The following is a 15,390-nucleotide window of genomic DNA, read 5'->3' as shown; positions in this document are numbered from 1 at the left end:
ACCGAGCCCGCCTCGCCTCCTACCGCTCCTTCTTCTTGGTCGGCGCGTTGAAATCCGCCGGTTTGCCCGCGATCCAGGTCAGGAACTTGGCGATCTCGGGATGCTGGCGCAACGCTTCCACATCCTCGCCGATCCGCCCCAGTTCGGCATTGGTGAAATGCGCGTGGATCGTGCGGTGGCAGATCGGGTGCACCGCCACGCGCGCCTTGCCGCCCTTGGCCTTGGGCACCGGATGGTGCCACTCGATCAGCTCGCCAAGATCCCGACCGCACAACCAGCATGGCTCGGGCGGCGGCGCTTCGGCTTCGTCTTCCTCGTCTTCCCAGGCGCGGCGTTTGGGCATCAGCGCATCAATCCGCCGTCGGACCGTTGCCTGGGCCGAGCAGATCGATGACCGCGGTCACCATCGCCTCGGTCGCCAGCGTGATCGATTCGCGCGGGGCTACCTTGAAGAAAGGGCTGTGATGCGCCGGCAGCGTCAGCTTGCCCGCCCTGGCCACATCGATATCCGCCTGCGGCGTGCCGCCGACATTGAAATACAGGCCCGGCACATCGGTATTGGGCGCGACGAAATAGGCGAAATCCTCCGCGCCCATGCCCGTTTGCGGTTCATTGGTCAGTAGCGCGTCCTGGCCAAAACGTTTGGCGAAGATCTTCGTGATCCGCTCGGTCAGCGGCTTGTCGTTGACCGTCACCGGGGTCGATTCAAACCCGACCTTGACTTGCGGCAACCTGTCCTCGGGCAGGCCATTCAAGCGACCGACATTCTCGGCAATGCGCTTGATCCCGTCGAGCAGCTTCTTGCGCACCGCATTGTCGTTCGACCGCACGGTAATCTGCAGCTCCGCCTTGTCCGAGATGATGTTGTGCTTGAAGCCTGAATGGAACGAGCCAACCGTCACTACCCCGGCTTCGAGCGGCGAGATTTCGCGCGAGACCAGGGTCTGCAGCGCCATGACGATTTCCGCGCCCATCAGAATCGGGTCCTTGCCCATATGCGGATAGGCGCCGTGCGTGCCGACGCCGAAAATGGTGATGTCGACCGAGTCCGATGACGAGGCGGTGAGGCCCGGCTGAATCTCGATCTTGCCCGTGGGCGTCCCGGCGGAGACGTGGAAGGCGAGCGCGTAATCGGGCTTGGGGAAGCGGGTATAGAGGCCGTCCTGCATCATCTTGGCCGCGCCGCCGATGCGCTCTTCCGCCGGTTGCGCGACGAAAACCACGGTGCCCTTCCACTGGTCCTTCATCGCGGCAAGGCGGCGCGCGGTGCCGATCATCGAGGTGATGTGCGTGTCATGGCCGCAGGCGTGCATCACCGGCTTTTCGGTGCCGTCGATATCTACCTGTTTGACCTTGGAGGCATAGGGCAGGCCGCTATCCTCGGCGAGTGGCAGGCCGTCCATGTCGGCGCGCACCATGATCACCGGGCCGTCGCCATTCTTCAGGATGCCGACCACGCCTGTCACGCCGACGCCTTCGGTCACCGTGGCTCCGGCGGCGCGCAGCTCGGCCGCGATGATCTTCGCGGTGCGGGTTTCCTTGAACGACAGTTCGGGATTGGCGTGGAAATCGAGGAACAGCTTTTCGAGCTTCGTGTCATAATCGCTCGCCACCGCCTTGCCGAGCGCATCCTGTGCGTGCGCCGCAGATGCGCCGAGTGCGAGCGCCATGGCGCTGCCGATCAGGCCGATAGCCGTTGCTCTGTTCATCGATTTCCCCTTTTTCCCCAAGGCGTTCCTGCCCCATTTGCGCGACTATAGCGCCTGTCATCGCGGAATCTATCGTCATTCCCGCGAAAGCGGGAATCCCGCTTCTGTCCGATAGTTGAAGCGAAGCGGGACCCCCGCTTGCGCGGGGGTGACGATGTTGGGGGTCTCCAGAATTCAGCTCAATCCGCCGGACCTACCTTGAACGCGCAAAGCTTGTTGCCGTCAAGGTCGCGAAAATAGGCGCCGTAAAACGCCTGGTCACCCTCGGGGCCGCGCAGGCCGGGTTTGCCCTCGCAGGTGCCGCCGAGTTCGAGCGCCTTGGCGTGGAGCATGTCGACCTTGGACCGCGCATCCATGGCCAGTGCGATCATCATGCCGTTGCCCACCGTCGCCGGCTCGCCATTATAGGGCCGGGTGATCGCGATGCCCGGCGTGCCCCAGGCGGTGCCGAACAGCGTGAAGCCGTTCTCTTCCATCCGCATCAGCTCGCTGCCGCCCAGCGCGCCGACCAGCCCCGCATAAAAGCCGCGCGCCTTGTCGAGGTCGTTCGATCCGACGGTGACATATCCGATCATTTTTTTCTCCTGTCCGTCTGGCCCGACTCAGGCCAGTTGCAGAACGAAACTTATCACGGACATATGTCGAGGCAATGACCTATCGGGTAATCCTCCGCATTTCCGGTGCTGATCCGCACCACGCCCTCGCCGCTTGCACGGTTGACCCACAAACCTGCGCGCAGCCCATAGGCCTCGCCCGGATGGCCGATCCACACCGATCCGTCGGGTTTCTCGATCCGCTGCACGCCGAGCCCGAAGGCCTGGAAATAACCGCGATCGTCATCGCCATTGCTGCCGTCGAAGCGCCATTGGGCGCGGGTGAGCTCGGCGAAGGACTCGGGGGTGAGCAGCCCGTCGCCGCCGTTCAGCAGCATCTGGCCCAGCCGCGCGAGTCCTCCGGCAGAAATGCGCATGCCACCCTGCGGGCTGAACGCCGATCCGTTTTTGCCGGGTGCGTACAACTCAATATCGCAGCGGCCATCGCTGGCGGGCACATAGGCGCACTGATCGGGCGCGCCGATCCAGTCGTCGCGCGCGATCGTACCATCGGGATTGTAGAGCGTGATCGCGGTCTTCGCGCTGCCCGGCTTGCAGCCCGACCAGTTATAGCAGGCGGGAATGGCAAGCGGATCGAACACTTCCTCCGCCATGATCCGGTCGAACCTTTTGCCGCTCGCTGCCTCCATCACCGCCGCGATGACGGGAAAGTTGACATTGGCATAGCGGAAATAGCCGCCTGGGGCGTGGTCCGCATCCCAGGCCTCCGGCCTAGCGAGCAGATCGGCAAGGCTGGCATCGAGCGGAATGAAATAGCCCGCATCGTCCTTCAGCCCCGACTGGTGCGACAGCAGCAGCCTCAGCGTGATCTTCTGCGCCGGATATCGGGGGTGGGCAACGCGCCAGCCGAGATAGAGCGACACGTCGCGGTCGAGGTCGAGCACGGCCTTGTCGACCAGCCGCATCACCGCGACCCCGACCGCGAGCTTGGAGATCGAGGCGATGCGCACCGGATCGTCGAGCGTCGCCTCGCGCAGGCTCGGGCGGTGCGCAAGGCCGGTGACCTTGCCGCGATCGAGCCGGTCGGCGGTGAATTTCAGCTCGATGCGGACATTGTCATCGGTCTGGGCGTGGGCGGGGGTGTTGGGCGCCGCTGCCAACATCACCGCCAGCATCGTCATTCCCGCGAAGGCGGGAATCCCGCTTTTGCGCCACATCTGCTCTAAGAAGCGGGACCCCCGCCTGCGCGGGGGTGACGAGACAGGCTTCATTGGATCGGCAATCAGGCCTTGCATTCGCCGATGCGCTTGCCGCTGTTCTTCGCCTTCATCGTCATGCTGCCGAACTCCTTGGAGCTCATCACCATATCCATCTGCATGTCATAGCTGGTCGCGGTATACGTTCCGGTCAATTTGATGTCACCTTGCTGGCCCGGCTGCTTGCCCTTGCAGGCAATGACTGCATTGACCTTGCCGTCGGACAGATCGAGCGTCTTGTAGGCACATTCACCACTATCGGCTCCGGCGAGGAAGTCCGCGCCAGGCTTGCTGGCCTGTTCCTTGGTCAAGCAGTTCTTCACGGCTTGCGGTTTGCCGACCTGCTGCTTCATGGCGTCCTGAAGCTGGGGCGGCATCTTGCTCTTGGCAAAATCAACGTCGAGCATCTCGACCTTGTTCTCCCACTCGCCGGGGCTGAACTTGATCGATTCGGCTTCTCTGGCGACCTCTTCCTTGCTGATCTTGCCGTCGCCATCCTTGTCTGCGCCGCCGCCGCCGCTGCACGCGGCCAGCGCCAGCAGCGGCAGGGCCAGGATCGAAACAGTCTGCATCTTCATGGGGAATTCTCCGTTGGGGCCAGGTGCCATCAGGGGATGCGCGACCGCATGTCCGTGTTGGCAGGCGACCCTAAAGATGCACCCCGGCCAATGCAATCGCATCCCCGCCCTTGCACCGGTGGCCACTGGTCCGCATATCCTTGGCCATGGCTGAACTGGTAATCCGACGCGGGCTGGAAGAGCCGCAAACCGATGGCACCTTCGTGCCGCACAAGCCGCAGCGGCCCGAAAAGGCCGAGGGCGGGAAGCGCTTCAAGCTGGTCAGCGAATACACGCCTTCGGGCGACCAGCCGACCGCGATCAAGGAGCTGGTCGACGGCATCAAGGCGCAGGACCGCGACCAGGTGCTGCTCGGCGTCACCGGATCGGGCAAGACCTTCACCATGGCGCAGGTGATCGAACAGACCCAGCGGCCTGCCTTGATCCTTGCGCCGAACAAGATCCTCGCCGCGCAGCTTTATGGCGAGTTCAAGAGCTTCTTCCCCGAAAACGCGGTCGAATATTTCGTCAGCTATTACGATTATTACCAGCCCGAAGCCTATGTGCCGCGCTCGGACACCTATATCGAGAAGGAGTCGAGCGTAAACGAGGCGATCGACCGGATGCGGCATTCGGCGACGCGATCGCTGCTCGAGCGCGACGACGTGATCATCGTTGCCTCGGTGTCGTGCATCTACGGCATCGGCTCGGTCGAGACCTATTCGGCGATGATCTTCGACATCAAGGCGGGCGAAAGCGTCGACCAGCGCGAGCTGATCCGCAAGCTGGTCGCGCTGCAATACAAGCGCAACGATGCGAGCTTCACGCGCGGCAATTTCCGCGTGCGCGGCGATACGCTCGAGCTGTTCCCCTCGCATTACGAGGATGTCGCCTGGCGCATCTCGTTCTTCGGCGACGAGGTGGAATCGATCGCCGAGTTTGATCCCTTGACCGGCAAGCCCGGCGCGAAGCTCTCCCAAGTGCGCGTCTATGCGAACTCGCACTATGTCACGCCGGGTCCCACGATGCAGCAGGCCGCAGCCGCGATCCGCTTCGAGCTCACCGAGCGATTGAAGGAGCTCGAGGCCGAAGGGCGGCTGCTCGAGGCGCAGCGGCTCGAGCAGCGCACCAATTTCGATCTCGAGATGATCGCCGCGACCGGAAGCTGCGCAGGCATCGAGAACTATTCGCGCTTCCTCACCGGGCGCCTGCCGGGCGAGCCGCCGCCGACATTGTTCGAATATCTGCCCGAAAACGCGCTGCTGTTCATCGACGAGAGCCACCAGACCGTGCCGCAGATCGGCGCGATGGCGCGCGGCGACCATCGGCGCAAGCTGACGCTCGCCGAATATGGCTTCCGCCTGCCGAGCTGTATCGACAACCGCCCGCTGCGCTTCAACGAATGGGACGCGATGCGCCCGCAAACGGTCAGCGTTTCGGCCACGCCCGGCAATTGGGAGATGGAACAGACCGGCGGCGTGTTCGCCGAACAGGTCATCCGCCCCACGGGCCTGATCGACCCGCCGGTCGAGATCAAGCCGGTCGAGGAGCAGGTCGACGATCTGATCGCCGAGTGCAAGAAGGTCGCCGCCGCAGGATATCGCACGCTCGTCACCACGCTGACCAAGCGTATGGCCGAGGATCTCACCGAGTATATGCACGAGGCGGGGATCAAGGTCCGCTACATGCACTCGGACGTCGAGACGCTGGAGCGCATCGAGCTGATCCGCGATCTGCGCATGGGCGTGTATGACGTGCTGATCGGCATCAACCTGCTGCGCGAGGGACTCGATATTCCCGAATGCGGGCTGGTCGCGATCCTCGATGCCGACAAGGAAGGTTTTTTGCGCAGCGAAACCTCGCTGATCCAGACGATCGGTCGTGCTGCGCGCAATGTCGAGGGCCGCGTGATCCTCTATGCCGACCGCATCACTGGCAGCATGGAGCGCGCGCTCAACGAGACCAACCGCCGCCGCGAGAAGCAGATCGCCTATAACGAGGCGCACGGCATCACGCCTACGACGATCAAGCGCAATATCGGCGACATCATCGCGCATGTCGCGAGCAAGGACAGCGTGCTGGTCGACACCGGCGTCGACGACCGCCCGCACATGGTCGGCCACAACCTGCGCGCCTATATCGAGGACCTCGAAAAGAAGATGCGCGCCGCCGCCGCCGATTTGGAATTCGAGGAAGCCGGACGCCTGCGCGACGAAATCCGCAAGCTGGAGGCGGAGGAACTGGGGCTGCCGGTAGAGCAAAGGGTGGCCGCGCCCAAAGGCAGGGCGACCGAAGGCAAGCCGGGGACGCGCAAGATGCGATACGGGAAAACGCAACGGAAGTTTTGAGAGATAAGTTATCCACGAAAGCGGATCCACTATGACATAAGCTTGGCTTTACGGAGAAACACCGATGGTCAAGCCCAGCAAACTCTATCAGCAACTCGTCGCAGGCCGTGCAGGCATTATTTCGTTCCGAGATTTCGTGCGGTTGCTCGAAGCGTTCGGCTTTCGTCACCACCGCACCGATGGCAGCCACCATGTCTATGGGCATCCAAAGCTCGAACGGCCGCTGATCATCCAGCCGATCGGCAAGGATGCCAAAGCCTATCAAGCCGCCCAGTTTCTTGATATGGTTGAGCAGGCAGGCCTTGAGATGGATGAATGATGCAGCACCATTATCACATCAACGTATTCTGGTCGTCAGAGGACAATTGCTGGATCGCCGACGTTCCCGACCTCAAGCCTTGCTCCGCGCACGGAGACACGCCGGTCGAAGCGATTTCAGAGGCCGAAGTCGCTATCGGGATGTGGCTCGATTACGCCCGCGAAAAGGGGCACCCCATTCCCGAACCACGCTATCGCCCAGCGATATATGCGGTCAGGGCAGCCTGATTCTTGGATATTAATTCTCCAGCCTATCCAAACATGGCTTTGGCTTGCGCGCTACATGACGGCGGTAACCGCAGGTGCTGGAAAACTGCATAAGCTTGGCTTTACGGAGAAGCCAGGATGATACGTTCCAGAAACCGAGAAGGTCTGGCTCCGCTCACCCAGCCGCAAGCTGCCGCCGGACATTCAGCAAACTGCCTTGCGCAAGCTTTTGCAGATCGATTCCATCGAGCAGCTTCAGGAATTGCGCGTCCCACATGGCAACAGGTTTGAGCAGTTGAAAGGTTATCAACCGTTGCGATATCGTCTCCGGATCAACGACCAGTGGCCGATCACGTTCAACTGGTCTGACGGAGACGCGCATAATGTCCGGATCGAGGACTATCATTGAGGATGATGACCGGCTGGACAACGTCCATGTCGGCTCGATCCTGCGCGAGGATTTCCTGATCGGCAGCGAAATTCCAGCGGTTGAAGTGGCCGATGGGGCCGGCATCCCGCTGGAAACCATAGACGCCTTGCTTGCGGAAATCCGGCCGATCGATGCGGATATCGATCTGAGGCTGGCGCGCTATTTCGGGATGTCCGAGGGCTTTTTCCTCGGGCTTCAGATTGATTTCGACGTCGAGGAAGCCAAGCGGGCGATCGGCAGCGAGCTCGACCGCATCGTTCAGCGCGCCGCCTGAGGCTCTTGCCATCCGCCGCGAAAAGCGGCACCCCGTGATCCAGCGGGTCGCACCGTGGCTCCGTGCATTCCGGCGGGGCAAGACTGATCGGACGTCCTGCATGGCCTTGCAATTTTTCTCCCGTTTCGCCGTCGGCGCAGCCGCGCTGGCTTCGCTCGCTGCGCCCGCGCATGCTCAAAGTTTGTCGGACAAGGAAGGCTATGACGCCCTGCTCAGCTGCGCGGCGTTCTTTTCGGCGGCGGCCGCCATCACCGATGGCGACAAGAAGACCAGCGGCGAGGCGACCGAGCTGGCGACGGCGTTCATGACCGGCGCGATGCTGCTCGCACCGGGCGGCAATCAGGACCGCGCCGAAAAGGAATTGCAGGAGCAGACCGAGGTCTTCGCCGTTGCGATGGTGGCCGACGACAAGGGCATGACCCAGGATCTCGACGAGCTGGCGGATGGTTGCAGCACGTTGGGCGAGAACTATCTGCCCGAGGTCATCGCACGCGCCGGCGAGTAGTGTGCAGCCTCAGCCGACCAATGCGGTCAATGTATCGACGGTCAGCACCTGGGGCAGGATCACCGGCGCCTGGCCCGGCGCATACCAGACATAGAGCGGCACGCCCGAGCGGCCCTGTGCTTCCAGATAGCGGCTGATCTCGGCATCGCGCCGGGTCCAGTCGCCTTCGAGCACCACCACGCCCGCCTTTTTGAACGCCGCTGCGGTCGCCTCGCGCTGGATTGCGGCGGCCTCGTTCGCCTTGCAGGTGATGCACCAGTCGGCAGTGAAATAGGCGAAGACCGGCCTGTTGGCGGTTCGGAGCTCGGCGAGCTTCGCCTCGCTGAACGGCTGGGCGGGAAGAGTGGCACTCGCGGCGCGGGCCGATCCGTTCGGCGCGGCCTCGGTCGGCAAGGCGACGATGGCAGCGACGGCAACCGCCAGCGACGGGACAAGTGCGATCCAGCCACTCCTGCCCGCGCCCTGCCGCGCGCCCAGCCACCAAAGCAGCAGCGCCAGCGCCATCGCGGCGGCAAGGCCGAACAGCACGCCGTCATTGCCGGTCTGCTGGCCGAGCAGCCAGACCAGGGCCAGCGCGGTGAGGAACATCGGCACCGCCATGATCCGGCGGAAGGTGCCCATCCACGCGCCCGGACGCGGCATCATCCGGCGCAAGGCGGGAATGAAGCCGATCGCCAAAAAGGGTAGCGCGAGGCCGAGGCCCAACCCTGCGAACACGAGCAGCGCGGCGGGCACGGGCAGGATCAGCGCGGTGCCCATCGCGGCGGCCATGAACGGCGCGGTGCAGGGCGTCGCGACAAAGGCTGCGAGCGCGCCGGTCCAGAACGATCCCGCAGCGCCCTGTTTCTGCGTCAGGCTGCCCCCCGATGATACGGTCGCGAACTCGAACAGCCCAGCGAGGTTGAACGCTATGGCGGTGACCAGCAGGAGCAGCGCCAGAATGATGCGCGGGTCCTGCAGCTGGAACGCCCAGCCGATCTGCTCTCCGCCCGCGCGCAGGGCAAGCAGCAGTCCACCCAGCCCGAGGCACACCAGCACGATGCCTGCAGTATAGGCGAGTGCATCGCGCCGCGCCGCGCGTTCGTCGCCGCCCGCCTTGGCCAGGCTGATCGCCTTGAGGCTGAGGATCGGGAAGACACACGGCATGATGTTGAGCAGCAGCCCGCCGAGCAGTGCGCCGCCGAGTGCGGTGGCGAGCAGCACGAGCATGTCGCCCTCGGCCGGGGCGGCGCTGGCGGCGGTGTCGATCCGCGTCCCGCCGGGGATGACGGTCCCCGGTTTCGCTACCAGATCGAGCCCCATATGCTCGCCAATGCGCAGCACGCCGCCGATTTCAGCAGCATCGCTGCCCGCGACCTCGGTCTCGACGATCAGCCGGTCACCGTCGCGGAAAAAGGCCTGGGGTGCGCGATAGCTGAGCGCCTTGTCGGTGCGCGCGAAGAAATGCGGGGCGTCGATCGCACCGGCGGCGGGGAAGGGGATGGCGATGCGCAGGATCTTGCCGGCGCGGGCAAATGTCGCTTCGGAGCCAAGCGGGGCGGGCAGCCGCTGCCGCCAGGCGTCGAAGCGGGCCCGCGCAGCCTTGTCGATGCCGCCCTTGCCGACGGTCAGCCGAGTGGTCAGCGTCGCGCTTTCGGGCACGCAGATCTCGTCGGTGCACGCCAGCCAGTCGGCCTTGACGCTGATCGGCAGCACCGTGCCTGGCGCGAGCGCGGGATCGAGCTTCAGCGCGACCAGCGGCGCATAGGGACCTTCATAGACGTGGTTCATCAACCCCGCGATGATCAGCGTCTCCGGCACGGGATAGCGAAGCTCGCCAACCGTCACACCTTTCGGCAGCGTCCATTCGAGCGTCATGCCGAGCCCGGCATCGCCCGGATTTTCCCAATATCCGTGCCAGCCCTTTTTTGGCGTCATGGCAAAGGCGAGATCGACGGTGCTGCCGGGCGCAGGATCGGCGCTTTCGGCGACCAAGGACGCGGCGATATTGTTCGGCCCGCGCTGGAGCGGCTGGGCGGCAGCGGGCAGGGCAAGCGCCAGCAGGAAGATAGCCCAAAGGGTCCGGAAAACAGCCAGCATCATCGCCGCCATGTAGAAGGTTTGCGGGCCAAAACCAATGGCCGTTCGGTGAACGTTTCGCTTTGCGGAACCCGGTGGTTACCGCTGGTCGTAGGCGCTCAAACCCTTGCCCAACCGGTTCTCGCCCAGAGGGATGCGGTCACGGCTCCAGTTGGCGACGAACCAGGTGGCGCGATCGACGCCGGGGGCAAGGCTGGCGTCATTGCCGTAGATCTGCAGCCCTGCGGAGCTGTAGCTGCGACCTTCGGCCGCGACAGCGATGAACGCCGACCAGTTTTCCTTGTTCTGACCCTGGACGAAGATGTTGCGGGTGATCTCGCCGCTCGCGCCGCCGGGCAGGTCGATCATGTAGTTGGTGCCATTGCCCTGGCTGTCGTCGAAGCTCGAATCGGTAATCGATACCTGCGCAGCACGGCTCTTCACATAATGGCCGCCCTGGCCGCGTTCGAAGCGCGAGCGGGTGACGGTGAGCGATCCGTAATCGCCGATATAGATCGAATGCGCGCAATCCGACGCGCAGATGCCGAGGCCCGAAAAGCTCGACTTGTCTATGACGATCCGTCCGCCCGGATTCTGGGCCGTGAGAATGCCCTGCTGGCTGTTGCGGAACAGGCTGTTGAAGACGCTGAGATCGCCCCATTCCAGCCTGATGCCGGCACCGTTCTCATCGGGCACGCCGATATTCTGGAAGATCAGCCCCTCGACCCGCGCGCTGCGGCCACGCAGCACCAGCGTCGCCTTGCTTTCGCACACACCGCCGTCGAAGATCGCGGTGCCGGGGGTGGCGGCGCGATAGGTGATGTTGCCCGCCTCCTGCACCGCGCAATCGCGCCAGATGCCGGGCGCGACCTCGATCGTGCCGGTGCCGCCGCCGATCTTGTTCACGGCATCGGAAAGCGAGCGATAGGTCTTGCCGGTCTCGGCGATGCGATAGGGCATGGGACGCTGTTGCGCGAACAGGGGAAGGGCACTGATCAGGGCCAGCGCGGCGACAAGGATGATGCGAAGCGTGGTCATGCCCAATGTCATACCATGCTCGCTGGGAAATGCCGGACTTTAGAGGGTTAACGCGGGCGCCGTCCCGTCACGGCACAGGCGCGGGTTCATCGGTTACCGGCTCGGCCTCACCTTCCATCTTGTGCCTGCGCCCATAGACCAGATCGAACAGCGGCGAGGCCATGAACGTCGTCACGATTGCCATGATGACGAGCATCGAGAACAGCGCCGGGCCGATAATCCCGCGCTGCAGGCCGATATTGATGATGATCAGCTCCATCATCCCGCGCGCGTTCATCAGCGCGCCGATCGCCATGGCGGTGGCATTGTCCTGGCCCGTGATGCGCGCTGCGGCGTAGCAAGCGACGCCCTTGGCCAGGATCGAGGCCGCCAGAATGCCCATGGCGATAGCGAGCAGCTCGGCATTGTTGACCACGGTCAGCTGCGTGTTCAGCCCCGAATAGGCGAAGAACATCGGGATCAGCAGCACCATGATGATCGGTTCGAGCTGGCGCTGCAATTCGCTCGACAGCATCCCGCGCGGCATGCAGATGCCGAGCAGGAACCCGCCCAGCACCGCGTGGATGCCGATATAGTCCATGGCAAAGGCGGCGAGCATGAACAGCACGAGCACAGCGGCGAGCATCGAGTGCGTCACCTTGCCGTTGCGTTCGGTGATGCGGCCCAAAGGCGCGAGCAGCGTGCGCCCGAAAATCAGCATGAACGCGGCAAAGCTCGCACCGCCGACGATTGCCTTGATTGCGACGCCCGGCCCGTCGCCGAAGCTTGCCAGCACGATCGCGAGCACCGTCCAGGCGGCGGCATCGTCGATCGCGCCGGCAGAAAGGGTGAGGCTGCCGAGCTTGGTGTCGGTCAGTCCGCGCTCGTGGATGATGCGCGCGAGCATCGGGAAGGCGGTGATCGCGATGCACGCGCCCAGGAACAGCGTTGCCTGGAACTGGTTGACGTCGCTGGCGAACAGGCCGGGCACGTTCTGCAGCCGGGGTGCAAGCAGCATCGCGACGATGAACGGCACCGCCATGCCGGTGAAGGAAACAGCCGCCGCACTGCCGATCTGCGCGCGAAAATGGTCGGAGCGAAAGCCAAGGCCGACCAGGAACATGTACAGCCCGACGCCCAGCTGCGCGCAGACGAACAGCACGTTCTTGGTTTCGGGCGGAAAGATCGCGGCCTGCAGGTCGGGGAGGAAAAAGCCGAACAATGACGGGCCGAGCAGCACGCCCGCCATCATCTCGCCCACCACCTGGGGCTGGCCCAGCCAGCGCCGCACCGCATAGCCGACAAGCCGGCAGGTGCCGATGATCAGCGCCATCTGCACGAAGAAATATGCGCTGAGTTCAGACGGTGTCACGCGCCGATGCCCCTCCCGCAAACCCGTCGCAGCAGGGCTTGCGGCGGGAGTTTGCGGTTTAGCGGTCCAGAGTCAATCGCCTGCGATCAATCCAGATTGGGACGCAGCCAGCGCCGCGCGGTGTCGAGATCGACTCCGCGCCGTGTCGCATAGTCGGCAAGCTGGTCCTCGCCGATCCGCGCGACGCCGAAATAGGCACTTTCCGGATGGCCGAAATAGAAGCCGCTCACCGCTGCGGTGGGCAGCATCGCGAAGCTTTCGGTCAGCGTGATGCCGGTGGCGTCGGTCGCTTTCAGCAGATCGAACAAAACCGGCTTCTGGCTGTGATCGGGGCAGGCGGGATAGCCCGGCGCCGGACGGATGCCGCGATATTGTTCCTTGATCAGTGCCTCGTTGGTCAGCTGTTCGCCCGCCGCATAGCCCCACAGGGTGGTGCGGACATGCTGGTGCAGCCGCTCGGCAAAGGCTTCGGCCAGGCGGTCGGCCAGCGCTTTCAGCAGGATGTCGTTATAGTCGTCATGCGCTGCCTTGAAGCGTTCCAGATGCTCGTCGATGCCATGGCCCGCGGTGACCGCGAAACCGCCGATCCAGTCGCCCGCCGGATCGATGAAATCGGCGAGGCACATGTTCGCACGGCCCTCGCGCTTGGCGATCTGCTGGCGCAGGAAGGGCATGCGGATTTCCTGGCCATCGGCATGGATGAACACGTCGTCGCCGTCGCGCCGGCACGGCCACAGGCCGACGACGCCCTTGGCGGTCAGCCATTTCTCGGCGATGATCTTGTCGAGCATCGCATTGGCATCGGCAAACAGCGAGGTTGCGCTTTCGCCGACAATTTCGTCGGTCAGGATCGCGGGGAAATTGCCCGCCAGCTCCCAGGCGCGGAAGAACGGCGTCCAGTCGATGCATTCGCGCAGGTCCGCCAGGTCCCAGTCCTCAAAGACGTGCACGCCCGGCTGCGCCGGTGCCGGCGGCTTCTGGCTCATATCGGCGACGAACGCATTGGCACGCGCGACATCGATCGGCGACAGGTCGTTCTGCCCCTTGTTCGAACGTGCCAGGCGCACCGCCTCATATTCTTCCGCCACCTTGGCGATGAACGGTTCGGCGAGCGTGCCGCTGACGAGGTTGGAGGCGACGCCGACGGCGCGGCTCGCATCGAGCACATGCACCACCGGGCCTTCGTACGCCGGCGCGATGCGCAGTGCGGTATGCACCTTGGAGGTGGTCGCGCCGCCGATCAGTAGCGGAATGCGCATCCCGGCCTTCTGCATTTCCTCGGCCACGGTCACCATCTCGTCGAGCGAGGGGGTGATCAGGCCCGAGAGGCCGATGATGTCGGCCTGGTTGTCGTTCGCGGCCTTGAGGATGTCGTGCCAGGGCACCATCACGCCGAGATCCACGACCTCATAGCCGTTGCACTGCAGCACCACGCCGACAATGTTCTTGCCGATATCGTGCACGTCGCCCTTCACCGTGGCCATGATGATCCGGCCCTTGCCCTTGGCGTTCGGGTCCTTTTCTGCCTCGATATAGGGGAAGAGGTGCGCGACCGCCTTTTTCATCACGCGCGCGGACTTCACCACCTGCGGCAGGAACATCTTGCCCTCGCCGAACAGGTCGCCGACGACGTTCATGCCGTCCATCAGCGGCCCTTCGATCACCTCGATCGGGCGCGCGGCAGCGAGCCGGGCTTCCTCGGTATCCTCGACGATATGCGCGTCGATGCCCTTGACCAATGCGTGCTCCAGCCGCTTGACCACCGGCCAGCTGCGCCATTCGGCGGCTTCCTTCTCGGCCTTTTCGTCCTTGCCGCGGAAGGTCTCGGCGAGCGTGATCAGCTTTTCGGTCGCGTCATCGCTGCGGTCCCAGATCACGTCCTCGCAGGCTTCGCGCAATACGGGGTCGATATCGTCATAGATGTCGAGCTGGCCAGCATTGACGATGCCCATGTCCATGCCTGCCTTGATCGCGTGGTACAGGAACACGCTGTGCATCGCGCGGCGTACCGGTTCGTTGCCGCGGAAGCTGAACGACAGGTTGGATACACCGCCCGAGATATGGACGTGCGGGCAGCGCTGCTTGATGTCGCGGCAGGCCTCGATAAAGTCGATGGCATAGCGGCGATGCTCGTCGATGCCGGTGGCGACCGCGAAGATATTGGGGTCGAAGATGATGTCTTCGGGCGGGAAACCGATGCCGGTCAAGAGCTTGTAGGCGCGCTCGCAGATCTCGACCTTGCGTTCCCGGGTATCGGCCTGGCCGACCTCGTCGAACGCCATGACGACGACGGCGGCGCCATAGTCCATGCAGATGCGAGCGTGCTTGAGGAACTCTTCCTCGCCTTCCTTCATGCTGATCGAATTGACGATCGGCTTGCCCGATACGCATTTCAGCCCTGCCTCGATCACCGACCATTTGGACGAGTCGATCATGAACGGCACGCGCGCGATATCGGGCTCGGCGGCAATGAGCTTGAGATAGCGCGTCATCGCGGCATGCGCGTCGAGCAGGCCTTCGTCCATGTTGATGTCGATGATCTGCGCGCCGCTTTCGACCTGCTGGCGCGCGACCTCGACCGCCTCTTCATAGCGGTCTTCCATGATCAGCTTCTTGAACCTGGCCGATCCGGTAACGTTGGTGCGCTCGCCGATATTGACGAACTGGGCAGTAGACTGGGTCATCTTGTCACTTTCGCCCTCTCCCCTTCAGGGGAGAGGGTTGGGAGAGGGGAACATGCGGAAGAGGGTTGTGATGTGCCCCTCTCCCTTCGCCGCTACGCGGC

General features: G+C 63.8%; 15 protein-coding genes. 6 read left to right on the top strand and 9 right to left on the bottom strand.

Going from position 1 to position 15,390, the window contains the following annotated elements; translation table 11 throughout:
- Positions 1-19: 19 nt before the first annotated feature.
- The 5 genes from AX725_RS07125 to AX725_RS07105 form a co-directional block, all read right to left on the bottom strand.
- Complete coding sequence (locus tag AX725_RS07125) at positions 20-343, bottom strand: hypothetical protein (protein WP_060977801.1); 324 nt, start codon at positions 341-343, stop codon at positions 20-22.
- Positions 344-350: 7 nt separating this feature from the next.
- Positions 351-1,709, bottom strand: a complete 1,359-nt coding sequence (locus AX725_RS07120) for an amidohydrolase (protein ID WP_060977800.1) — start codon at positions 1,707-1,709, stop codon at positions 351-353.
- 179 nt (positions 1,710-1,888) lie between these two features.
- Complete coding sequence (locus tag AX725_RS07115) at positions 1,889-2,284, bottom strand: VOC family protein (RefSeq protein WP_060977799.1); 396 nt, start codon at positions 2,282-2,284, stop codon at positions 1,889-1,891.
- Positions 2,285-2,337: 53 nt separating this feature from the next.
- The gene (locus AX725_RS07110) at positions 2,338-3,480 is read right to left on the bottom strand and encodes a serine hydrolase domain-containing protein (protein ID WP_060977798.1); all 1,143 of its coding nucleotides are present in this window, start codon (positions 3,478-3,480) and stop codon (positions 2,338-2,340) included.
- A gap of 65 nt (positions 3,481-3,545) precedes the next feature.
- Entirely contained in the window at positions 3,546-4,223 is a 678-nt protein-coding gene (locus tag AX725_RS07105; protein ID WP_155646021.1) for a DUF3617 domain-containing protein, read from the bottom strand.
- A 20-nt stretch (positions 4,224-4,243) separates the two neighbouring features.
- Between AX725_RS07105 and uvrB the strand changes: the two genes are divergently transcribed.
- The 6 genes from uvrB to AX725_RS07080 all read left to right on the top strand — a co-directional run bounded on the left by uvrB (position 4,244) and on the right by AX725_RS07080 (position 8,158).
- On the top strand, positions 4,244-6,424 hold the full coding sequence (gene uvrB, locus AX725_RS07100) for an excinuclease ABC subunit UvrB (protein WP_060977796.1): 2,181 nt from the start codon (positions 4,244-4,246) through the stop codon (positions 6,422-6,424).
- 64 nt (positions 6,425-6,488) lie between these two features.
- Positions 6,489-6,743, top strand: a complete 255-nt coding sequence (locus tag AX725_RS07095; protein ID WP_060977795.1) for a type II toxin-antitoxin system HicA family toxin — start codon at positions 6,489-6,491, stop codon at positions 6,741-6,743.
- On the top strand, positions 6,743-6,970 hold the full coding sequence (locus AX725_RS07090; protein ID WP_081097170.1) for a type II toxin-antitoxin system HicB family antitoxin: 228 nt from the start codon (positions 6,743-6,745) through the stop codon (positions 6,968-6,970). Before AX725_RS07095 ends, AX725_RS07090 begins: the two co-directional genes overlap by 1 nt.
- A 196-nt stretch (positions 6,971-7,166) precedes the next feature.
- Positions 7,167-7,358, top strand: coding sequence for a type II toxin-antitoxin system RelE/ParE family toxin (locus AX725_RS20465; protein ID WP_208597873.1), 192 nt, complete (start codon positions 7,167-7,169; stop codon positions 7,356-7,358).
- A complete protein-coding gene (locus tag AX725_RS07085) occupies positions 7,333-7,653 on the top strand; it encodes a HigA family addiction module antitoxin (RefSeq protein WP_060977793.1) in 321 nt (106 codons plus the stop codon). The genes AX725_RS20465 and AX725_RS07085 overlap by 26 nt, the downstream gene beginning before the upstream one ends.
- Before the next feature lie 100 nt (positions 7,654-7,753).
- A complete protein-coding gene (locus AX725_RS07080; RefSeq protein WP_060977792.1) occupies positions 7,754-8,158 on the top strand; it encodes a hypothetical protein in 405 nt (134 codons plus the stop codon).
- Positions 8,159-8,167: 9 nt separating this feature from the next.
- On the opposite strand, the gene AX725_RS07075 is transcribed toward AX725_RS07080, so the two are convergent.
- The 4 genes from AX725_RS07075 to metH all read right to left on the bottom strand — a co-directional run bounded on the left by AX725_RS07075 (position 8,168) and on the right by metH (position 15,289).
- Positions 8,168-10,240 (bottom strand): protein-disulfide reductase DsbD family protein, encoded by a 2,073-nt coding sequence (locus AX725_RS07075; protein WP_060977806.1) that lies wholly within the window; start codon positions 10,238-10,240, stop codon positions 8,168-8,170.
- A 75-nt stretch (positions 10,241-10,315) separates the two neighbouring features.
- On the bottom strand, positions 10,316-11,254 hold the full coding sequence (locus tag AX725_RS07070) for a right-handed parallel beta-helix repeat-containing protein (protein ID WP_060977791.1): 939 nt from the start codon (positions 11,252-11,254) through the stop codon (positions 10,316-10,318).
- Between the two features lie 67 nt (positions 11,255-11,321).
- Complete coding sequence (locus AX725_RS07065) at positions 11,322-12,605, bottom strand: cation:proton antiporter (RefSeq protein WP_060977790.1); 1,284 nt, start codon at positions 12,603-12,605, stop codon at positions 11,322-11,324.
- A gap of 86 nt (positions 12,606-12,691) precedes the next feature.
- On the bottom strand, positions 12,692-15,289 hold the full coding sequence (gene metH / locus AX725_RS07060; protein ID WP_060977789.1) for a methionine synthase: 2,598 nt from the start codon (positions 15,287-15,289) through the stop codon (positions 12,692-12,694).
- Positions 15,290-15,390: the final 101 nt, after the last annotated feature.

It is taken from the genome of Blastomonas sp. CCH9-A1 (genome assembly GCF_001557175.1).
In the GTDB taxonomy this organism is placed as follows: Bacteria; Pseudomonadota; Alphaproteobacteria; order Sphingomonadales; family Sphingomonadaceae; genus Blastomonas; species Blastomonas delafieldii_A.
This window is presented reverse-complemented; position numbering and strand designations above follow the sequence as displayed.